Raw genomic sequence first — 19197 nt, 5'->3', positions numbered from 1 at the left:
GGCGGCTCGCCCACCCCGGGGCTGCGCGGGGCCGGTGGCGTCTCCCGCCGGTCGACCAGCGGCAGGGCCCGCAGGTTGCGCTCCATGTGCCACTGCAGGTGGGCCGCGACGAGGCCGCTGCATTCGCGGCGCACCGGCGGCTCGGCGCCGTCGGCGAGCTGCCAGTCGCCGTGGGTCAGGGCCAGCATCAGGGCGACCGTTGCGGGGGCAGGGTGCGCCGCCCCGGGCGGGCGGCAGTCGGGGCAGACCGAGCCGCCGGCCGGCACCGAGAACGCGCCGTGGTGGCCGGGTGTGCCGCACACCGCGCATTCGGCCAGCGCCGGCGCCCAGCCCGCGTGGGCCATGCCGCGCAGCAGGTATGCGTCGAGGACCAGGCTGGTGGCGTGCTCGCCCGCCGCGAGGGCCTTGAGCGCGCCCAGGGTGAGCTGGAACAGCCGCAGCGACGGCTCGCGTTCGACCGGGCTGAGGCGCTCGGCGGTCTCGGCGATCGCGCTGGCCGCGGTGTAGCGGGGGTAGTCCTCGAGGAACCGCTTGCCGTAGAGCGCGAGGCCCTCGACCTGGCTGATCGAGTGCAGGCTGCTGCCCACGCCCTCGGGGGAGCCGGCGAGCTGGAGGTCGACGTGGCCGAACGGCTCGAGCCGGGCGCCGAAGCGGGAGGTGGTGCGGCGTACGCCCCGGGCGACGGCGCGCAGGCGGCCGTGGCGGCGGGTCAGCAGGGTGATGATCCGGTCGCTCTCGCCGAGTTTCTGCACGCGCAGCACCACCGCGTCGTCGCGGTAGAGCTGGCGTCGATATCCGGCGGGCACCCCGACATTCTGCCCCGTGGGTACGACAGACCCTGACCCGGATCTCAGGGTCTTCTCGGGGACGGGTGGGTGGAGGGACCGATGGCGCCGGACGTACCCGGGCTCATAGCGTTTGGCCCATGACCGCGAGACTGAGCCGGCGCGCCGGTGCACTGACCCTGGTGGCCGCCGCGGCTGCGGCCGCCCTCACCGGCTGCGACCAGGGCATCGGCGCCGCGAAGCTGACCTACGACGACACCGAGAAGGTGAAGATCACCGAGATCGTCGTGTCCGGCAGCAGCGGCGACGTCTCCGTGCGGACGGCTCCCATCGCCGAGACGCACATCAAGCGGATCGTGCGCAGCAGCGGCGCGGACCCGGGCGCGTCCTACAAGCTCACCGGCACCAGCCTCGCCGTCGACACCAGCTGTGGCCCCGACTGCCGGGTCTCGTACGACATCGAGGCGCCCACCGGCGTCGCCGTCCGCGGCGAGCTGAACTCCGGCGGCATGACCCTCGTCCAGGTGGGCTCCACGGACGTGGCCGTGACCTCCGGCGAGATCGTCCTCGACCGGATCGCCGGCGAGGCCAGGGCCAGCGCCCGGTCCGGCAACATCGTCGCGACCGGGCTGGCCGGCAAGGCCGACCTGAGCACCCGGTCGGGCAACATCGAAGGCACGAACCTGACCGGGGGCGGCGCGATCACGGCGGAGGCGACCTCCGGGAACGTCGAGCTCCACCTGGTGCAGCCCGCGTCGGTGACGGCCCGGGTCAGCAGTGGCAACGTCGACCTGATGGTCCCGCCGGGGTCGTACCGGATCGCGCGGCAGGTCGGCTCGGGCGACTTCGAGTCGGACATCGCGTCGGACCCCAAGGCGACCACCGTCCTGGACGTCCGCACCGGCAGCGGCAACGCGACGATCGCTACCTCCTGACGCCGCCCACCTCGACCGCCGCCGACACGCGGCCCACCTCGACCCCCGCCGGCCGGGCGACGGGCGGCAGCGCCGGCGACACCGGTGCGTTGCGGGGACGGCGGCCCGGCACCAGGCGTGGGGGCCGGTCGGCGGCGACGTCCTCGACCCACCCCACCAGCAGCACCGCCACCGTGACCAGCGAGACGATCACCACCAGGCGCCAGCTGATGCCGTCCCAGCCGCGGGTCGGCAGCCCGTGCGCCTCCCCCAGCTTGGTGACCGCGACGATGATCGGTACGTGCCACAGATAGATCGTCAGCGCCCGGGCGTTGAGGATCGTCAGCAGCCGCCCGGACCGCGCCGCCGTGGCGACCGGCGCGAATCCGAGGGCGATGAGGACGAAGGCCGCCGACCACAGGGCGTTGCCGAGGGGGATGTCGTTGAGGTCGTACCCCCGGGGTCCGGGGTGGGTGACAATCCAGGCCGCACCGGCCGCGGCGAGCGACCCGGCAGCGGCGACGAGGGCCCGGCGGTTCCAGCGGCGCAGCATGCCGTCGTGGTGGGCGAAGCCGAGCAGCCAGGCGCCGCCGTAGAGGGCCGTGTCCCGCACGATCGGGTGCACGGTCAGGTTCCCGAGGACGATCACGGTCAGGGCCGCGTACGGAATGACCACGGTGGTCTTCGGGAAGCGCCGGAAGACCGGCAGGGCGAGCGGGGAGAGCAGCACGAACCAGAGGAAGTCCCGCAGGTACCAGGTGGCGGCGAGGGCCATCGACCCCCAGCCGTTCGCGGGCGGATCCTGCAGCGGGAAAGCCCAGTAGAGCACCTTCCAGTCCCAGGCCAGCCCGGTGAGCAGCATGGCTGGCACGGCGATCACCGTCATCGCCCAGAACGAGGGCAGCAGGCGGCGCAGCCGGCGTTCGACCGCGAGCGGCCCGGACCGGTCGATCGACGCGGCCATCAGCGAACCGGCGAGAGCGAACATCACGGACATGGCCGGCAGCGCCACGGTCAGCGCGGCCCAGCCGGTCGAGTGGTAGAGCACCACCCGGACGATCGCGACGGCGCGCAGCAGGTCCAGGTACCGGTTTCGCATGGCGTCAACGCCTATCGAAACCGGACCCGGACAAGCAACATGAAACCGGGCCTGCGTGACTATGCCCACAAATACGTGTAAATCGAACGATTCTCAGAAACCGAGGCGACGGAGCTGCTTCGGGTCGCGCTGCCACTCCTTGGCCACGCGTACGTGCAGGTCAAGGTAGATCCTGCGGCCCAGCAACGCCTCGATCTCGGCGCGGGCCCGGGTCCCGACGTCCTTGAGCCGGGCGCCCTTGGTCCCGATCACGATCGACTTCTGGCTGTCGCGCTCCACGTACACGTTCGCGTAGATCTTCGTGAGCTGACCCTCGACGAGCATCTCCTCGACCAGCACGGCGATCGAATGGGGCAGCTCGTCGCGTACGCCCTCGAGCGCCGCCTCCCGGATCAGCTCCCCGATCAGCACCTGCTCGGGCTCCTCGGTCAGCACGTCGTCCGGGTACAGCGGCGGCGACTCCGGCAGGTGACCGACGATCACATCGACGAGCGCCTCCACCTGGTGCCCGGAGACGGCGCTCACCGGCACGATGTCGGCGAAGTCGTACAGCTTGCTGACCGCGAGCAGCCGCTCCGCGAGCACCGCCGGCGGCACCAGGTCCACCTTGGTCACCACGGCGATGACGGTGGCCTTGAGCTCGGCGATCTCCGTCGAGATGAACCGGTCGCCGGCTCCGACGGGCTCGTCCGCCGGAAAGCACACCCCGATCACGTCGACCTCGCTCCAGGTCTCCCGCACGAGATCGTTGAGGCGCTCCCCGAGCAGCGTCCGCGGCCGGTGCAACCCCGGCGTGTCGACGAGGACCAGCTGCGCGTTCTCCCGGTGCAGCACCCCCCGGATGACGTGCCGGGTGGTCTGCGGCTTGTTCGACGTGATCGCGATCTTCTGACCGATGATCGCGTTGGTCAACGTGGACTTGCCGGCATTCGGCCTACCCACAAAACACGCAAAACCGGCACGGTACACATCATCCCGAGGTTGATCCCGCCGCGCGGCCTTGTGCCGGTTTTTTCCGATACGCGCGTTCGTCGAGCTTGCGTTCGCGTGGGGCCCCGAGCTCAGGGCGTCCGCAGGAGTGCCGCCGTCACGAGGGCCTGCCGGGGTCCGGGGTTCGTCGCTACCGCGTCGCTTCGCTCCGCCCGCTCCCCTTCCCCCACCGCCCGGCCCGCTCGGCGCGGTCGGCACATCGCCCCGCCCGCCACTCACACCGCCCGGTGCGCGGCCGGCACCACGGCCACCAGGGCCGCCGGCGGCGTTCCCGCCACGACCGACCCCGCTCGGGCCGCCGGCGGCCTTCCCGTCACGACCAACCCCGCCCGGGCCACCTCCGGTGCCGCTCCGCGGCCCACTCGCGCCGCCGCCACCCGCACCGCTACCGCCGACGCCCGCGCCACCGCGCCCGGCGCCCGCACCCCCGCGACCGGCACCCGCAGCACCCCGCGCGGCACCCGCACCCCCGCGACCGGCACCCGCACCATCCCGCGCGGCACCCGCACCCCCGCGACCGGCACCCGCACCACCGCGCCCGGCTGCCTGGCCCTGCTGGCGGCGCGCCTCGCGGCGTTCCCGGCGGCGTTGTTCGTTCCGCTCTCCCGGGGTGAGCCTGCGCTCCTCGCCCCCGCCGGCCGGATCCGTCACTGCGTCACCGTGCCCAGCAGCGTGCCGTCCGGCGCCGCCACGTGGATGGGTGCGTCCGCCGCCAGGTCGCGTACCGCGGCGTGGCCGGCTCCGTCGAGGGTGTCGGAGTCCGTGGCGACCGCCGCGGCTTCGAGTTTGGTCGCGCCTGCGGCCACCGCCGATGCCACCGCGAGCTGCAGGGCCGTCACCGTGAGGCTGGGCAGCGACACCGTTGCCGCGGCGTAGGTTCGGCCGTCCTGGTCGCGTACCGATGCTCCCTCGGGCGCACCCACCCGGGCGCGGGCGCCGCGGGCCAGGGTGACCAGCTTCGCGTCCTCCGCGCTGAGTTCGGTTTCGGCGGGGCCGGCGGGAATGGTCTGGTCAGGCATCGGCGTGCTGTCTTTCCTCTGTTTCGGGGGCGTTCTCGTCGTCGCCGGAGTCCTCCGACGGGGGCTCGACCCGGCGCACCAGCACCGAGTCGATGCGGTTGCGGCGGCCGGTGGTGCCCTCGGCGATGAGGTGCAGGCCGCCCACGTCCACGGTGGCGCCGGGGATCGGCACCCGGCCGAGGGTCTGGGCGAGCAGGCCGCCGACCGTCTCGACCTCGTCGGCGGGCAGTTCGACGCCGAAGAGCTCGCCGAGGTCCTCGATGGGGAGGCGGGCGGTGACCCGCACCGCGCCGTCCTCGAGGTGGTCCACCGGAGGGCGTTCGACGTCGTACTCGTCGGTGATCTCGCCGACGATCTCCTCGAGGATGTCCTCGATGGTGACCAGGCCGGCCGTGCCGCCGTACTCGTCGACGACGATGACCAGGTGGGTGCGGGCCGCCTGCATCTCGGACAGCAGGTCGTCGACCGGTTTCGACTCTGGCACGAACGTCGCCGTGCGCATCAGGTCGGCGACCGGCATGGCGGAGGCGGCGGGGTCGCCGTTCTGGGTGCGGCGGACCACGTCCTTGAGGTAGAGCACGCCGAGCACGTCGTCGACGCTCTCCCCGATGACCGGGATCCGCGAGAAGCCGGAACGCAGGAAGAGGAACAGCGCCTGCTGGAGGGTCTTCGGCGCCTCGATCCACACCATCTCGGTACGCGGCACCATCACCTCACGGGCGATGGTGTCACCGAGCGCGAACACCGAGTGGATCATCTCCCGTTCGCCGTGCTCGACGACGCCGCGCTGCTCGGCCAGGTCCACCAGTTCCCGCAGCTCCACCTGGCTGCCGAACGGGCCCTCGGGGAACCCCTTGCCCGGCGTGACGGCGTTGCCGATGAGGATCAGCAGCGACGCCAGGGGGTTGAGCACCCGGCCGATCCAGCGCACCAGCGGGGCGGTCGCCTTGCCCACCGCGTACGCGTGCTGCCGGCCGACCGTACGCGGGCCGACGCCGACCACGACGAAGCTGACCAGCGTCATCGCCCCGGCGGTGACCAGCGCGGCCCGCCAGCCCACCCCCCAGCTGTCCACGGCGACGAGCGCGACCAGCGTGGTCGCGGTCAGCTCGCAGAGCAGGCGCAGGAGCAGGAGCAGGTTGAGGTGCCGCACCACGTCGCCGGCGACGGCGGCCAGGGCGGCGGCACCCCGCTGGCCCTCCCGTTCCATCTCGGCGGCGCGGGCCGGGGAGACGGTCGCCAGGGCGGCGTCGGTCATGGAGGCCAGGCCGGCCAGGAAGACCAGCACCACCGCGTAGATGATCAGCTGTACGTCGGGCAGCCCCGCGGTGGTGCCGGCGGCCAGAACCAGGGACGGGTCCATGGGGCTCAGCCGGTCCGCCGTCCGGAACGCCAGCTCTGCAGCAGCCGGGCCTGCAGCGCGAACATCTCCCGCTCCTCCTCCGGCTCGGCGTGGTCGTACCCGAGCAGGTGCAGGACGCCGTGGACGGTCAGCAGGTGCAGCTCGTCGGCGGGTGTGTGCCCCGCCGTGGCGGCCTGCTTGGAGGCGACCTCGGGGGCGAGCACGATGTCGCCGAGCAGCGCCGGCTCGCCGGTGCCCGCCTCGCCGGGCCCGTGGTCGACGCTGCCCTCGTCCATCGGGAACGCGAGGACGTCGGTCGGCCCGTCGCTGCCCATCCACCGATGGTTCAGCTCGGTCATGTAGTCGATGTCGACGAGCAGGATCGACAGCTCGGCGAGCGGGTTGACCCCCATCTCCTCGAGCGCGTGCCGGGCCACCGCGAGAATCGCGTCGGTGTCGACCTCGACTCCCGACTCGTTGGCGATCTCGATGGACATGTGGTGCGTTACCCCTGGTCTCGATGCGGTACGACGCCGCCGGTCCGGCCGGTGCCGTTGATCACTTGCCGTTCCGGGACGCGGTCCGACCGGCCCCGGTCATCCCGTGCCGCGCCGGCCACCGGCCCGCTCGGCACCCATTGTCCCCCGCCGCACCGGGCAGCCGGTCCGCCGGGCCGGGGCACGGCCGGCTCAGCGCCGCCGGCGTCCGCCGCCGGCGGCGCGCTGCTGCTGCACCGCCCGGACGGACTGCTGGCTGGTCTGCTGTTCCTGGTCGGCGTCGTAGCGGGCGTACGCGTCGACGATCTCCGCCACGAGCCGGTGCCGGACCACGTCCGAGCTGGACAGCTCGGCGAAGTGCACGTCCTCGACGCCCTGGAGGATCTCGCGGACGACGCGCAGGCCGCTGCTGGTGCCGCCGGGCAGGTCGACCTGGGTGACGTCGCCGGTCACCACGATCTTGGCGCCGAACCCGAGCCGGGTCAGGAACATCTTCATCTGCTCGGGCGTCGTGTTCTGCGCCTCGTCGAGGATGATGAAGGCGTCGTTCAACGTGCGACCCCGCATGTAGGCCAGCGGCGCGACCTCGATGGTGCCCGCCTGCATGAGCCGCGGGATGGTCTCGGGGTCGAGCATGTCGTGCAGGGCGTCGTAGAGCGGCCGCAGGTACGGGTCGATCTTCTCGTTGAGCGTGCCCGGCAGGAAGCCCAGGCGCTCGCCGGCCTCGACCGCCGGGCGGGTGAGGATGATCCGGTTGATCTGCTTGGCCTGCAGCGCCTGCACGGCCTTGGCCATCGCCAGGTACGTCTTGCCGGTGCCCGCGGGGCCGATGCCGAACACGATGGTGTTCTCGTCGATGGCGTCGACGTACCGCTTCTGGCCGAGGGTCTTGGGGCGGATGGTGCGTCCGCGCCGGGACAGGATGTTGAGCGTGAGCACCTCGGCCGGGCGCTCGGCGGTGTTCTCCTCGAGCATGGCGACGGTGCGACGCACGGCGTCGACACTGAGCGTCTCACCCTTCTCGATGAGCTCGATGAGCTCGGAGAACAGCCGCTCGGCGGTGGCGTTGTCGGCCGGGACGCCGGTGATCGTGATCTCGTTGCCGCGGACGTGCACGTCGCTCGTCAGGGTGCGCTCGACCAGCCGCAGGATCTCGTCCTTGGGGCCGAGCAGGTTCACCATGATCTTCGGGTCGGAGACCGAGATCCTGGTCTGCGCCCGAGCGGCGGCGCTGCTCTGTTCGGTGCCGGTCATAGGGGCGGCCGTACGGCCTACGCCACCTGCTCTCTTTCTCCGCCGATCGACAGCGCCCCGCCGGTGCGGCGGCGCGCGTAAGGATCGTGCCATCGTATCCGCTCGGCAGCGACCCCGCCGAGGCCATTATCGGCCGTTTCGGGAGCGCGGGGAGAGCACGCGGCCGACTACGCAGCGCGACGTCAGCCCTCGGAGACCGACACCCCGTCGAACGTCTCCTGCCGGCGGGTGAAGCGGTAGGTGGCCCAGTGCATCCGCACGACCGTCCCTTGCGCATCACGGGTCAGCCGCAGCAACTCCCCTGCCTCCCGCCCCGACACCGTCCGCAGCGTGTCGGGCTGGTCCGGCACCGGGCGGAAGATCGACGGCGGCCGGTCGGCCGGAGCGTCCGCGGCCCGCGATTGCAGGGACCCGTCGTGCCAGCTGAAGACGTGCGGGAAGCCCTCGCTCCACCAGGGCCCCAGCACGCTGCGGTATTGCGGGGGCGCGGCCGGGCCCGGCGACCAGGGGCGGATCTCGGCCGGGTCGGCGTCGACGGCCAGGGTCAGCAGCTCGTGGACCAGCTCGTTGATCTCCGTCGCGGTGCCCGACGAGCCGAGCACGGCCGCGCCGAGGGCTCCCGGGTTGCCCTCGCCCCCGCGGCGGCCGTAGACGCCGGCCAGGAAGCCGGGCATCGCGCCGTCGTGGCCGACGTGCAGGACCCGGCGGCCCTGCGGCACCAGGATCAGGCCCAGGCCGAAACCGCCGCTCCACAGCGTCTCGTCGGTGGTCGTAAGCGGCCAGCGCATCTCGTCGAGGGTGGCCGGCTCCAGCACCAGCGCGCCCGGGTCGATGACCGCGGGGTCGGCGAGGAAGGCCGCCCAGCGGGCCATGTCGGCGGCCGTGCTCCAGAGCTGGGCCGCCGGCGAGACGCCGCCCATGTGCAGCTGCGGCTCCGGCCGGGCGGCGTCGGAGTAGGCATCGACGAGGTAGCCGACCGCGGCGCCGGCGGTGGGTTCGACCGTGGTCGCGGTGAGGCCGAGCGGGTCGAGGATCCGCTCCTGCAGGACCGAGGTCCAGGTGCCGCCGCGCAGCCGGGCGACCAGCTGTCCCAGCACCGCCAGGCCGAGGTTGGAGTAGTGGTAGCGGCGGCCCGGCGGCAGGACCCGCTCGGCCCGGGCGAGGTCGTCGAGGACCTGCCGGTCGTCGGGGGCGACCAGCACGTCCCACACGTCGCCGTGCGGCTCGCGCTGGTAGCCGGCGGTGTGCGAGAGCAGGCTGCGGATCGTCGCGGCGCCGTGCGCGGGAACGTCGAGATGGGCGGAGACGGGGTCGTCCAGGTCGAGCAGGCCGTCGTCGCGGGCCTGCATGACGAGGACCGCGGTGAAGGTCTTGGTGACCGAGCCGATGCGGAAGCGGCTGTCGGCGCCGAGCGGGTGCTCCGGATTGCCGGACGACCCGATCGTGCAGGTCCAGAGATCGCGGTCGGGGCGGTGCAGGGCGACCGAGAGCGCGGGCACCCGCGCGTCGGCCTGGACCTTGCGGACGGCTCGCTCGAGGCGCTGCCGCGCGTTCGTCAGGGGCTCCACATCGCCAGATCTTAGGGTGGCGGCATGACAGGTCGGGCGATTCTCGTGACGGGTTCCTCCCGCGGCATCGGCCGCGCGATCGCGCGGCGGTTCGCGGACGGCGGCGACCGGGTGGCGGTGCACCACCGTGACTCCGCGCCGCTGGCCGAGCAGCTCGCCGCGGCGCTGCCGGGCGAGGGCCACGTCGTGGTGCAGGCGGATCTCGCCGATCCCGCGGCCGTACGCGCCATGGTGGACGATGCCGCGGCCCGGCTGGGCGGCCTGGACGTCCTGGTCAACAACGCGGGCGCCTTCGGCCGGGCGAACCCGCCGCATCCGGTCTTCGGTACGCCGTACGACGACTGGCAGGCGATGTGGCGCCGCACGTTCGACGTGAACCTGTTCGGCGCGGCGAACGCGGCGTGGGCGGCCGCCCAGCACATGCGCGAGCGCGGCGGCCGGATCGTCAACGTGTCGTCGCGGGGCGCGTTCCGCGGCGAGCCCGAGCAGCCGGCGTACGGCGCCAGCAAGGCCGCCCTCAACGCGATGGCCCAGTCGCTGGCCGTGGCGCTGGCGCCGTACGGGATCGCGGTGGCCTGCGTGGCACCCGGCTTCGTCGAGACGGACATGACGAACGAGCACCTCAAGGCCGAGCGCGGGGCGGAGATCCGGGCGCAGAGCCCGTTCGGCCGGGTGGCGCGGCCGGAGGAGATCGCGAGCGCGGTGCACTGGCTGGCCTCGGCGGAGGCGGAGTGGGCGTCGGGGTCGATCATCGACCTGAACGGTGCCTCGTACCTGCGCACGTAGGATCGTCGCAACCGAGGGACGGGAGCGCTTCCATGGACCACCTGATCAGCCGGCTCACCCTCGAGGAGAAGGTGTCGCTCCTCGGCGGCCAGGACTTCTGGTCCCTGCCCGCGATCCCCCGGATCGGGCTGCGCTCGCTGGTCATGAGCGACGGGCCGATCGGCGTACGCGGCACCGGCTGGGCACCCGAGGACCCGTCCGTCGCCCTGCCGAGCCCGACCGCGCTGGCCGCGACCTGGGACCCGGAGCTAGCTCGCACCGCCGGGCGGCTGCTCGGGCAGGAATCCCGCCGCAAGGGCGTTCATCTGCTGCTGGGCCCGACGGTGAACCTGCAGCGCACGCCCCTGGGCGGCCGGCACTTCGAGTGCTACTCCGAGGATCCGCTGCTCTCCGGCGAGATCGGCGCGGCCTTCGTCACCGGCGTCCAGGAGCACGGCGTGGGGACCACGGTGAAGCACCTGGTGGGCAACGACTTCGAGACCGACCGGATGACCGTCGACGTGCGGATCGGCGAGGGCGCCCTGCGCGAGCTCTACCTGGCTCCGTTCGAGCGAGTCGTGGCGGCCGGCGGCTGGGGCGTGATGAGTGCGTACAACAGCGTGAACGGCCTGCCGATGGCCTCGAACGAGCCGCTGCAGTCGGATGTGCTCAAGGACGAATGGGGCTTCGACGGGATCGTGGTCTCCGACTGGCGGGCCGCCCGGGAGACGGTCGGCGCCGCGCTCGGCGGCCTCGACATCGCCATGCCGGCCCTGGAGAACCCCTGGGGGCCCAGGCTGGTCGCGGCGGTCCGCGCCGGCCAGGTGCCGGAAGACGTCATCGATGAGAAGGTACGCCGGGTGCTACGCCTCGCGGGACGCGTCGGGCTGCTGGACGGCGTACCCCCGGCAGTCGGCTCGTTCCCCGCGAACCTGGACGGTGACGCCGTGGCGAAGACCGTCGCGGCCCGCTCGTTCGTCCTCGCCCGCAATGAGCACGACGTCCTGCCGCTGCGGCCGGCGGACCTGACCCGGGTCGCGGTCATCGGCGCGCTGGCCACCGACGCCCGCGTGCTCGGCGGCGGCAGCGCGCAGGTGACCCCGCCGCACGTGATCTCCCCGCTCGACGGCCTGACCCGCGCGCTGGCCGGGGTCGACGTCGTGCACGCCGTCGGCGCGGATCCGCGGCCCTTCCTGCCCGCCCTCGCCGAGCCGGCGTCGGTGACGCTGCTCGGCGCGGACCACCGGTTCGACGTCCCGTCCGCCGCGGTCCGATGGATCGGCGACCTGCCCGGCGGGATCGCGCCCGAGGACGTGACGGGGCTGGAGTTGCGTACCACCTTCATCCCGCGGCAGGACGGCGAGCACGTCTTCGCGGTCTCCGGGTTCGGCACGTTCGACCTGGTGGTCGGGGGCGAGCAGCGGTACTCCGGCACCCTGCACCCGCCCGGCACCGGGCGCGCCGACCTGCTGCTCTCACCGCGGGAGCAGCGGACGACCGTCGCGCTGGCTGCGGGCGTACCCGTGGAAGTGACGCTGCGGCAGACCATCCGGCCGGGGATGGCGCACACGGTCTCCGCGACGCTGGGGCACCGGCCGCCCGGGGTCTCGGACGACGGCCTGCTGGCCGAGGCGGTGGCGCTGGCGGCCGGGTCCGACGTGGCGATCGTGGTGGTCGGCACCACCGAGCAGGTGGAGTCGGAAGGCTTCGACCGCGCGTCGCTGGCCCTGCCCGGCCGGCAGGACGAGCTGGTGGCGCGGGTCGCCGAGGTGAATCCCCGGACCGTGGTGGTGGTCAACGCCGGTTCGCCCGTGCTGCTGCCGTGGGCCGACGACGTGGCGGCGGTGCTGCTGACGTGGTTCCCTGGCCAGGAGGCGGGGGCGGCGTTGGCGGACGTGCTGCTCGGCGCCGAGGAGCCCGGCGGGCGCCTGCCGACCACCTGGCCGCGACGCGAGGAGGACTGCCCGGTCCTGCACGTGGTGCCCCGCGACGGAACCGTCGAGTACGACGAGGGCCTGTTCATCGGCTACCGGGCCTGGGACCGCGCGGGCACCCCGCCGCGGTACGCGTTCGGCCACGGCCTCGGCTACACGACCTGGCGCTACGACGACCTGGCCGCGACGCCCGCCGAGGCGGTGGTGACGCTGACGAACACGGGCAGCCGCCCGGGCCGCGAGGTGGTGCAGGTGTACGCGGGCCCGACCGGCCCGTCGGCCCCGCAACGCCCGGCGCGATGGCTGGCCGGCTTCGCCGTGGTCGAGGCCCACCCCGGCGAGACGGTGACCGTACGGATCCCGCTGCCCGGGCGCACCTGGCAGATCTGGGACGGCGGCTGGCGTACGGTCCCCGGGGCGTACACGGTCACCGCCGCGCACGCCCTGGACGATCCGCGCCTGAGCGCCGCGCTGCAGGTCAGCTGGTGCGGGTGACCGTCAGGTCGAGGCCCTCGTCCTCGGTGTTCGTCCACACGACGGTGTAGCCGGGCCACTCGCCCTCGAGCTGGCCGTCCGCGGCGACGGTGGAGTACATCCGGGAGCTGAGCGCACCGGGCACGCCGAGCGTGTTCATGACGCAGGTCATGGCGTCCTGGGTGAGGCCGGAGAGGACCCGCTTCCCGGCACCGTTGATGGTCAGCTTGCGGTTCTTGTCGGAGAGCCGGAGCCCGGACTTGATCGGGTCGCACTTGTCGACCGCGGTCAGCATCGGGTCGGCCTGGGAGGCGGCGACCGGCGCGGGGTCGTCGCCGGAATCACCGCCGATGAGCTTGGGAACGAGGACCACGCCGAGAGCGACGAGGAAGACGGCGAGCAGCACCCAGGGAAGCGGACTTCGCTTCCGGGCGTGCACGACAGCGGGATGGCGAGGCTGAGTCATGACCACGTCCTAGGCGTCGAGGGGGAGGGATCAACGCGAGGACGAAGTTTCCTCCGCGGAACGAACCAGGACAACGATCAAGACTCGAACTCGGCCGAACGTATGAGTCGACAGTGGAAAAAAGGGTTAGTAACACCCCCACTACGATCGGCTCGGCGACCGAAGGGAGAAGAACCTCGTGGGCGTCACCCGCGCGCTGGCAACGACCCCGGTCGACATGGTTCCCCGGTGGCCCGACCGCACCCTCGACGTGGCCGCCCTGCGCGCGGCCGGACACCGCCCGGTGCCGTTCCGGGACGTCGTGCTGAAGGTCCATCAGCGCTGCAACCTCGCGTGCGACTACTGCTACGTCTACACGATGGCGGACCAGAGCTGGCGGGACCGGCCGGCGCTCATGGAACGCGCGACCTGGCTGGCGGCGGCCGAGCGCATGGCCGAGCACGCCACCGCGCACCGGCTGACCACCATGCGGCTCGTCCTGCACGGCGGCGAGCCGCTGCTCGCCGGGGTCGACCGGCTGACCGCGCTGATCGGCGACTTCCGGGCCGCATTCGGCGGCGAGTGCCGGCTGGAGATCGGGCTCCAGACCAACGCGGTCCTGCTCGACCCGGCCCTGCTCGACCTCTTCGTGCGGGAAGGCGTGCGGGTGGGGGTCAGCCTGGACGGCACGGCCGCCGCCAACGACCGCCGCAGACGGTACGCCGACGGGCGCGGCAGCTCCGCCGCCGTCGATCGGGCGCTGCGCCTGCTCGGGGGTCCGGCGTACCGGGAGGCCTTCGCCGGGCTGCTCTGCACGGTGGACCCGTCGACCGATCCGGTCGCGTCCTACGAGGCGCTGCTGGCGTACGGTCCCCCGCAGCTGGATCTGCTCATCCCACATGCGAACTGGTCCACGCCACCGCAGCGCGACCCCTCGGGCAGCGGCACCCCGCACGCCGACTGGCTGATCGCCGTGTTCGACCGCTGGTACGGCGCACCCCGCCAGGAGACCCGGATCCGGCTCTTCGAGGACGTGATGGCTCTGGTGCTCGGCGGGGCCGGCCGGTCGGAACAGGTCGGACTGAGCCCGGTGGCCTCGGTCGTGGTGGAGTCGGACGGATCCGTCGAGCTGGTGGACAGCCTCAAGACGAGCTACCCGGGTGCCTGCTTCACCGGGCTGACCGTCTTCGCCGACCCGTTCGACGCGGCCCTGGACCATCCCGGCGTCGTGGCCCGGCAGATCGGCGTCGAGGCCCTGGCCCCGGCCTGCCGGGCGTGCCCCGTGCAGGCCGTGTGCGGGGGCGGCCACTACGCCCACCGGTACCGGCCGGGCGACGGATACCTCAACCCGTCCGTCTACTGTGCCGACATGGCCGAGCTGATCCGCCACATCAGCGGCCGGATGCGCGCGGATCTCCACCGCCGGTGAGGGGCTAGGCGGCTACGAGGGCTCCCGAGCTGCGGTACGCCACCACTGAGTCGAGGATCTCCCCCACCCGGATCGCCGTGTTCGACAGCAGCGCCGACGTGATGCCGTGGCTGTGCTCCGTACCCCCCTGAAGGTAGACGCCGACCCGGAGCCGGGGATCCGCCGCCGCGCGGTAGTCGCGCCCGACCTGGGGACGGCCCTGCGCATCGCGCAGGCAGAGGCCGGCGACGTCACCGAGGATCGCGTACGGGTCGGCCTGGTGGTAGCCGGTGGCGCAGACCACCACGTCGGCCTCCAGGGTCGTCACCTCGCCGGTGACCAGCGAGCGCACCGTGGCCACCGCGGCGTCCGGGCCGTCGGTGACCCGGGCGAGCCGGGAGACGTTCAGCATCCGCAGGCGCTCCCGGCCGAGCACCTTCTCCTGGTACGCCCGGCGGTAGAGGTCGTCGATGAGGTCGATGTCCACGACGGAGTAGTTGGTGTTGCCGTGGTATTCCATGAGCTGGCGCTTGACGTGCTCGGGAGCGCGGTAGAAGTCGTCGACCGCCCCGGGATCGAAGATGCGGTTGGCGAACGAGCTGTCGTCCGCCGGCGAGTAGCCGTAGCGGGAGAAGACCGCACAGACCTCCGCCTCGGGGAACTCGGTATGCAGCGTCGCGACCGCCTCGGCGGCGCTCTGCCCGGCGCCCACCACGACGAACCGGCGGGGCTCCGTGCCGCGGATGCCGGGCAGGTGGTGCATCAGGTCGCTGGTGTGCCAGACGCGCGACGACGCGCTGACGCCCTCGGGCAGCCGCGGGCGCAACCCGGTGCCGATGACGAGGTTGCGGGCGCGGTGCGTGGTCAGCCGGCCCCCGTGCCGGGACAGCACGTCCACCGCGGTGATGTCGCCGGACGCGTTCTCGACGGGCCGTACGGACAACACCTCCGCGTCGTACGTGACCTGTTCGGCGACCTGCGTGGCGGCCCAGGCGAAGTAGTCGTGGAACTCGACCCGCAGCGGGAAGAGGTTCTTGTGGTTGATGAAGTCGATCAGCCGGCCCTGGCTGTGCAGGTAACGCAGGAAGCTGAACTCGCTCGTCGGGTTCCGCAGCGTCACCAGGTCCTTGAGGAAGGACACCTGCATGGTGGCGTCGTCGAGCAGCATGCCGCGGTGCCACCCGAAGGACGCCTGACGTTCGAGGAACCGCGAGGTGACCGCCGCATCGGGGCCGGCCGCAGCGTTGTGCTCGGCGACGGCGACGGCCATGGCGAGGTTCGACGGGCCGAAGCCGATTCCCACGACATCGAGTTCAGGTTCAGACATGACCGTCCCCTCCACGGCGGGGCCGACCTGACCCCGAGGCATTGGTTAGCCTAACCTAAGCAATGCGGCCGTCCGCAGTGCCTGGTGAGGGAGAAAAATCCATGCGAGTCGTCATGTTCGGGTTCCAGACGTGGGGCCACCGCACCCTGCAGGCGCTGCTGGACTCGGAGCACGAGGTCGTCATGGCGGTCACCCATCCGCGGGGCGAGGGCGCGTACGAGAAGGTCTGGTCCGACTCGGTCGAGGAGCTGGCCGGCTCCGCGGGAATCCCCGTCCTCATCCGCGAACGCCCGGACGACGAGGAGCTGTACGAGACCCTCAAGCAGGTCGCACCGGACGTCATCGTCGCCACCAACTGGCGCACCTGGATCCCGCCGCGTGTCTTCACCCTGCCCGCCTTCGGCACCCTCAACGTGCACGACGCGCTGCTGCCGGCGTACGCGGGATTCTCGCCCTTGATCTGGGCCCTGCTCAACGACGAGCCCGAGGTCGGCGTGACCGCACACCTGATGGACGAGACCCTGGACGCGGGCCCGATCGTGCTGCAGCGCGCGGTCCCGGTCGGCCCGGAGGACACGACCACGGACCTGTTCCACAAGACCCTCGAGCTCTTCGGCCCGATCACCGTGGACGGCCTGGCCGAGCTCGCCTCCGGGCGCCGCGACTTCCCGCCCCAGGACCGGTCGAAGGCGAGCTTCTTCCACAAGCGCGCCGAGGAGGACATCCGCATCGACTGGACCTGGCCGGCCGAAGAGCTGTCCCGCCTGGTCCGAGCCCAGTCGGCGCCCTACCCGCAGGCCTTCTGCTTCCACCGCGGCCGCCGCCTCGAAATCGTCCGCGCGGGCGTCTCGCAGGCGGTCTACGGCGGCACCCCCGGCCGCATCTTCTACCGCGAGAGCGACGGCGTGGCGGTGGTCGCGGGCGCGGAGGCCCGCCGCGGCCGCAGCAAAGCACTGCTGATCAAGCAGGTACGCACGGACCAGGGCGTGGAACTGCCGGCCCACGACTACTTCACGACGATGGGCGGCTACCTGACGAGCTTCCCGCGCTAGCGAAGCTCGCCGTCCAGAAGACCCATCGCGATCTTGTCGTGCCATCTGCCGTCGCGGCGGAAGACGCTCCGGAGGCGGCCCTCTTCGACGAAACCCACCTTCGCGTACGCCCGGAGCCCGCCCACGTTCCCGGCCGCCACCGTCAGTGACACCTTGTGCAGGCGCATCTTGTCGAAGCCGTAGCGGCACACCGTGCGCACCGCGTCCGTGCCGAAGCCCTTGCCCCAGCAGTCCTTTTCGCCGATGTAGATGTCCAGCTCCGCGCAGCCGGTCTCGGGCTCGGCGTCACGAAGCCGGACCAGGCCGATGAGGCGCTGCTCGGCCAGCGTCTCGATGCCGAACAGCACGTCGCCGTAATCGTTGCGCGGGCGTTCGGTCAGCCAGGTGCGGACCCGCTCGAGCGGCTGGGCGTAGCCGTCGTCCATCCAGCGCATGACCTCCGGGTCATGGTTCCACCGCCAGAGGGCCTCGGCGTCGTCCGGCCCCATCGCCCGCAGCTTCACCGTCGCGCCGAAGACGTTCATTCGATTCCCCCGATCCCCGCCCTGCCCCGCCGCCTCAGTATGCCCGCGGGACCGCCCGGGATCAGTCGTCGAGGTCGCGGAGGGCCTGGCGCAGCAGCTCCGGGGTCTTGTCCGGTGGCTCCGCCTCGATGAACAGCCGGCCCATCGCCGCCGCGTAGTGGTCGACGTCCTCGCGCTTGTCGAGGTAGAGGCCGCTCGTCAGGTGCTCGATGTAGACGACGTCGGGCAGGTTCTGGTGCGGGAAGCGCAGGATGGTGAACGCGCCGCCGGCCGCCGCGTGGCCGCCGGAGCGGAACGGGATGACCTGCAGCCGGATGGTGCGATGGGTGCAGGCCTCCAGCAGCGCGGCGATCTGGTCGCGCAGCACGTCCCGGCCGCCGATCGGGCGCTTCAGGACCGCCTCGTCGATCACCGCCCAGAGGCGCGGCGAGTCCGGGCGGCCCAGCAGCTGTTTGCGGGCCATGCGCAGGTCGGCCCGGCGGTCGATCTCCTCCTGGGATGCGGTGCCGTGGCCGAGCATGATGACCGCGCGGGCGTACGCGTCCGTCTGGAGCAGGCCGGGCACGAACTGGATCTCGTACGTGCGGATCAGCTCCGCCGCCTGCTCGAGGTCGAGGTAGTTCTGGAACCACGTGGTCAGCACGTCGGCGTACGAGTGCCACCAGCCGGGCGAGTTGGCCTCGCGGGCCAGCGCCAGCAGGCGTTCGTGCTCGCCGGCGTCGGCGACCCCGTAGAGTTTGAGCAGGTCGGTGACGTCGCGCTCCTTGAACGCGACCCGGCCCAGCTCCATCCGGCTGATCTTCGACTCGGAGCCGCGGATCTCGTAGCCGGCCCGGTCGCGGCTGATTCCCGCGGCGAGGCGCAGACTGCGCAGGCGCGCGCCGAGCTGCAGCCGGCGGACCGTCGGCCCGCCGTTCTGCTCGGGCGTGCTCATCGGCATCGTCCTCTGATTGCGGCTCTCTGGGTTACCGCTTACGCCCGACAACCGGTCCATCGTCGCGCAAGCATAGACCTTTTACGTCTTCAGTCCGCATAATCCGCGGGGTCGAAAACCCGCGCAGTCAGCACCGGCGGCACCTCGGCCAACCCGGGCCCGCCCGCGTCCAGCCACTGCGCGACCGCGTCCACCAGATGGTCCTCGAGGACGTCGCCGAGGTGGACGAGGCGGGCACCGGCCCGGCGGGCGGCGGGAGCCGGATGCACCACGACCACATTGGACCGTTCGCAGACGCCCAGGCATTCGCTCACGCGTACCCGATGGCGCTCCCCCACCGCGCCGCGGATGGCGGCGAGCTGACCGTCGTGATCGACGCCGGGGTGCTTCCTCGCGCTGCCGCAGCAGCAGTCCCGGCAGACCGTCAGGGCTCCCATGTCCCTAGTGGACCAGGGTCTTGCCGGAGATCTGGTCGTCGGCGCCCGGCACCGGCGCGGACGGGTCGGCACTGATGTCGATCAGGCGGTTGCGTGCGTCGACGTGCGCCACCCGGGGTGCGTACGAGGCGCGCTCCGCCTCCTCCACCTGCTTGAACGACATGATGATGATCAGATCACCGACGGAGACCAGCCGCGCGGCCGCCCCGTTGATGCCGATGACGCCGGAGCCCGCCGCACCCTCGATCACGTACGTCACCAGGCGGGCGCCGTTGTCGATGTCGACGACCTGCACCTGCTCGCCCTCGATGAGGTCGGCGGCGTCCATGAGGGTCTTGTCGATGGTGATGGACCCGACGTAGTGCAGGTCTGCCTGGGTCACGGTGGCGCGGTGGATCTTGCCACCGAGCAGGGTCCGCTGCATGTCTG

19 protein-coding genes and 1 pseudogene are annotated in these 19197 nt (G+C 72.3%); 5 read left to right on the top strand and 15 right to left on the bottom strand.

Annotated elements, in window-relative coordinates; translation table 11 throughout:
• Nucleotides 1-2: 2 nt before the first annotated feature.
• Nucleotides 3-806 (bottom strand): annotated as a pseudogene (recO, locus tag ACIBO8_RS05860) (DNA repair protein RecO); the annotation flags it as partial.
• Nucleotides 807-925: 119 nt separating this feature from the next.
• Here recO and ACIBO8_RS05855 point away from each other — a divergent pair.
• Nucleotides 926-1720 carry a DUF4097 family beta strand repeat-containing protein gene (locus ACIBO8_RS05855; RefSeq protein ID WP_396113979.1) on the top strand — a complete coding sequence of 265 codons (795 nt, stop codon included), beginning with the start codon at nucleotides 926-928 and terminating at the stop codon, nucleotides 1718-1720.
• Here ACIBO8_RS05855 and ACIBO8_RS05850 read toward each other — a convergent pair.
• The 8 genes from ACIBO8_RS05850 to ACIBO8_RS05815 all read right to left on the bottom strand — a co-directional run bounded on the left by ACIBO8_RS05850 (nucleotide 1710) and on the right by ACIBO8_RS05815 (nucleotide 9459).
• The gene (locus tag ACIBO8_RS05850) at nucleotides 1710-2798 is read right to left on the bottom strand and encodes an acyltransferase (RefSeq protein WP_396113978.1); all 1089 of its coding nucleotides are present in this window, start codon (nucleotides 2796-2798) and stop codon (nucleotides 1710-1712) included. The two genes, ACIBO8_RS05855 and ACIBO8_RS05850, sit on opposite strands and share 11 nt — an antisense overlap.
• Nucleotides 2799-2891: 93 nt before the next feature.
• Complete coding sequence (gene era, locus ACIBO8_RS05845) at nucleotides 2892-3767, bottom strand: GTPase Era (RefSeq protein WP_396113977.1); 876 nt, start codon at nucleotides 3765-3767, stop codon at nucleotides 2892-2894.
• A gap of 236 nt (nucleotides 3768-4003) precedes the next feature.
• Complete coding sequence (locus ACIBO8_RS05840; protein WP_396113976.1) at nucleotides 4004-4321, bottom strand: hypothetical protein; 318 nt, start codon at nucleotides 4319-4321, stop codon at nucleotides 4004-4006.
• A gap of 114 nt (nucleotides 4322-4435) precedes the next feature.
• On the bottom strand, nucleotides 4436-4807 hold the full coding sequence (locus tag ACIBO8_RS05835) for a cytidine deaminase (RefSeq protein WP_396113975.1): 372 nt from the start codon (nucleotides 4805-4807) through the stop codon (nucleotides 4436-4438).
• Nucleotides 4800-6170: a hemolysin family protein gene (locus tag ACIBO8_RS05830; RefSeq protein ID WP_396113974.1), complete on the bottom strand. Its 1371-nt coding sequence runs from the start codon at nucleotides 6168-6170 to the stop codon at nucleotides 4800-4802. The genes ACIBO8_RS05835 and ACIBO8_RS05830 overlap by 8 nt, the downstream gene beginning before the upstream one ends.
• 5 nt (nucleotides 6171-6175) lie before the next feature.
• Entirely contained in the window at nucleotides 6176-6646 is a 471-nt protein-coding gene (gene ybeY, locus ACIBO8_RS05825) for an rRNA maturation RNase YbeY (RefSeq protein WP_396113973.1), read from the bottom strand.
• Nucleotides 6647-6838: 192 nt separating this feature from the next.
• Nucleotides 6839-7900 (bottom strand): PhoH family protein, encoded by a 1062-nt coding sequence (locus ACIBO8_RS05820; RefSeq protein WP_396113972.1) that lies wholly within the window; start codon nucleotides 7898-7900, stop codon nucleotides 6839-6841.
• Nucleotides 7901-8082: 182 nt separating this feature from the next.
• Nucleotides 8083-9459 (bottom strand): serine hydrolase domain-containing protein, encoded by a 1377-nt coding sequence (locus ACIBO8_RS05815; RefSeq protein ID WP_396114729.1) that lies wholly within the window; start codon nucleotides 9457-9459, stop codon nucleotides 8083-8085.
• Between the two features lie 33 nt (nucleotides 9460-9492).
• Here ACIBO8_RS05815 and ACIBO8_RS05810 point away from each other — a divergent pair, with 33 nt between their 5' ends.
• On the top strand, nucleotides 9493-10254 hold the full coding sequence (locus ACIBO8_RS05810) for an SDR family NAD(P)-dependent oxidoreductase (protein WP_396113971.1): 762 nt from the start codon (nucleotides 9493-9495) through the stop codon (nucleotides 10252-10254).
• Nucleotides 10255-10286: 32 nt separating this feature from the next.
• Nucleotides 10287-12662, top strand: a complete 2376-nt coding sequence (locus ACIBO8_RS05805; RefSeq protein ID WP_396113970.1) for a beta-glucosidase — start codon at nucleotides 10287-10289, stop codon at nucleotides 12660-12662.
• On the opposite strand, the gene ACIBO8_RS05800 is transcribed toward ACIBO8_RS05805, so the two are convergent.
• Nucleotides 12646-13107 (bottom strand): hypothetical protein, encoded by a 462-nt coding sequence (locus ACIBO8_RS05800; protein WP_396113969.1) that lies wholly within the window; start codon nucleotides 13105-13107, stop codon nucleotides 12646-12648. The genes ACIBO8_RS05805 and ACIBO8_RS05800 overlap by 17 nt on opposite strands.
• A gap of 178 nt (nucleotides 13108-13285) precedes the next feature.
• Here ACIBO8_RS05800 and ACIBO8_RS05795 point away from each other — a divergent pair, with 178 nt between their 5' ends.
• Entirely contained in the window at nucleotides 13286-14515 is a 1230-nt protein-coding gene (locus tag ACIBO8_RS05795; RefSeq protein WP_396113968.1) for an FxsB family cyclophane-forming radical SAM/SPASM peptide maturase, read from the top strand.
• A gap of 4 nt (nucleotides 14516-14519) precedes the next feature.
• Here ACIBO8_RS05795 and ACIBO8_RS05790 read toward each other — a convergent pair whose 3' ends face one another.
• Complete coding sequence (locus ACIBO8_RS05790) at nucleotides 14520-15821, bottom strand: lysine N(6)-hydroxylase/L-ornithine N(5)-oxygenase family protein (protein WP_396113967.1); 1302 nt, start codon at nucleotides 15819-15821, stop codon at nucleotides 14520-14522.
• A 101-nt stretch (nucleotides 15822-15922) separates the two neighbouring features.
• Between ACIBO8_RS05790 and ACIBO8_RS05785 the strand changes: the two genes are divergently transcribed.
• Nucleotides 15923-16873 carry a methionyl-tRNA formyltransferase gene (locus ACIBO8_RS05785; protein WP_396113966.1) on the top strand — a complete coding sequence of 317 codons (951 nt, stop codon included), beginning with the start codon at nucleotides 15923-15925 and terminating at the stop codon, nucleotides 16871-16873.
• On the opposite strand, the gene ACIBO8_RS05780 is transcribed toward ACIBO8_RS05785, so the two are convergent.
• The 4 genes from ACIBO8_RS05780 to panD all read right to left on the bottom strand — a co-directional run bounded on the left by ACIBO8_RS05780 (nucleotide 16870) and on the right by panD (nucleotide 19192).
• Complete coding sequence (locus ACIBO8_RS05780; RefSeq protein WP_396113965.1) at nucleotides 16870-17397, bottom strand: GNAT family N-acetyltransferase; 528 nt, start codon at nucleotides 17395-17397, stop codon at nucleotides 16870-16872. The two genes, ACIBO8_RS05785 and ACIBO8_RS05780, sit on opposite strands and share 4 nt — an antisense overlap.
• A gap of 61 nt (nucleotides 17398-17458) precedes the next feature.
• Nucleotides 17459-18331, bottom strand: coding sequence for a helix-turn-helix domain-containing protein (locus ACIBO8_RS05775; RefSeq protein ID WP_396113964.1), 873 nt, complete (start codon nucleotides 18329-18331; stop codon nucleotides 17459-17461).
• An 89-nt stretch (nucleotides 18332-18420) separates the two neighbouring features.
• Nucleotides 18421-18759, bottom strand: a complete 339-nt coding sequence (locus tag ACIBO8_RS05770) for a hypothetical protein (RefSeq protein WP_396114728.1) — start codon at nucleotides 18757-18759, stop codon at nucleotides 18421-18423.
• A 13-nt stretch (nucleotides 18760-18772) separates the two neighbouring features.
• On the bottom strand, nucleotides 18773-19192 hold the full coding sequence (gene panD / locus ACIBO8_RS05765) for an aspartate 1-decarboxylase (RefSeq protein ID WP_396113963.1): 420 nt from the start codon (nucleotides 19190-19192) through the stop codon (nucleotides 18773-18775).
• Nucleotides 19193-19197 lie beyond the last annotated feature (5 nt).

Source organism: Actinoplanes sp. NPDC049681, assembly GCF_044465265.1.
In the GTDB taxonomy this organism is placed as follows: domain Bacteria; phylum Actinomycetota; class Actinomycetes; order Mycobacteriales; family Micromonosporaceae; genus Actinoplanes.
The sequence above is the reverse complement of the archived record's forward strand: the minus strand, read 5'-3'. Positions and strand labels throughout refer to the sequence as shown.

What these genes read in the sequence shown, in the direction of transcription:
- panD (WP_396113963.1), bottom strand. Translation starts at nt 19,192, where the DNA reads ATGCAGCGGACCCTGCTCGGTGGCAAGATCCACCGCGCCACCGTGACC.
- ACIBO8_RS05835 (WP_396113975.1), bottom strand. Translation starts at nt 4,807, where the DNA reads ATGCCTGACCAGACCATTCCCGCCGGCCCCGCCGAAACCGAACTCAGC.
- ACIBO8_RS05775 (WP_396113964.1), bottom strand. Translation starts at nt 18,331, where the DNA reads ATGAGCACGCCCGAGCAGAACGGCGGGCCGACGGTCCGCCGGCTGCAG.
- ACIBO8_RS05820 (WP_396113972.1), bottom strand. Translation starts at nt 7,900, where the DNA reads ATGACCGGCACCGAACAGAGCAGCGCCGCCGCTCGGGCGCAGACCAGG.
- ACIBO8_RS05800 (WP_396113969.1), bottom strand. Translation starts at nt 13,107, where the DNA reads ATGACTCAGCCTCGCCATCCCGCTGTCGTGCACGCCCGGAAGCGAAGT.
- ACIBO8_RS05790 (WP_396113967.1), bottom strand. Translation starts at nt 15,821, where the DNA reads ATGTCTGAACCTGAACTCGATGTCGTGGGAATCGGCTTCGGCCCGTCG.
- ACIBO8_RS05855 (WP_396113979.1), top strand. Translation starts at nt 926, where the DNA reads ATGACCGCGAGACTGAGCCGGCGCGCCGGTGCACTGACCCTGGTGGCC.
- ACIBO8_RS05785 (WP_396113966.1), top strand. Translation starts at nt 15,923, where the DNA reads ATGCGAGTCGTCATGTTCGGGTTCCAGACGTGGGGCCACCGCACCCTG.
- ACIBO8_RS05850 (WP_396113978.1), bottom strand. Translation starts at nt 2,798, where the DNA reads ATGCGAAACCGGTACCTGGACCTGCTGCGCGCCGTCGCGATCGTCCGG.
- ybeY (WP_396113973.1), bottom strand. Translation starts at nt 6,646, where the DNA reads ATGTCCATCGAGATCGCCAACGAGTCGGGAGTCGAGGTCGACACCGAC.
- ACIBO8_RS05780 (WP_396113965.1), bottom strand. Translation starts at nt 17,397, where the DNA reads ATGAACGTCTTCGGCGCGACGGTGAAGCTGCGGGCGATGGGGCCGGAC.
- ACIBO8_RS05805 (WP_396113970.1), top strand. Translation starts at nt 10,287, where the DNA reads ATGGACCACCTGATCAGCCGGCTCACCCTCGAGGAGAAGGTGTCGCTC.
- ACIBO8_RS05830 (WP_396113974.1), bottom strand. Translation starts at nt 6,170, where the DNA reads ATGGACCCGTCCCTGGTTCTGGCCGCCGGCACCACCGCGGGGCTGCCC.
- ACIBO8_RS05810 (WP_396113971.1), top strand. Translation starts at nt 9,493, where the DNA reads ATGACAGGTCGGGCGATTCTCGTGACGGGTTCCTCCCGCGGCATCGGC.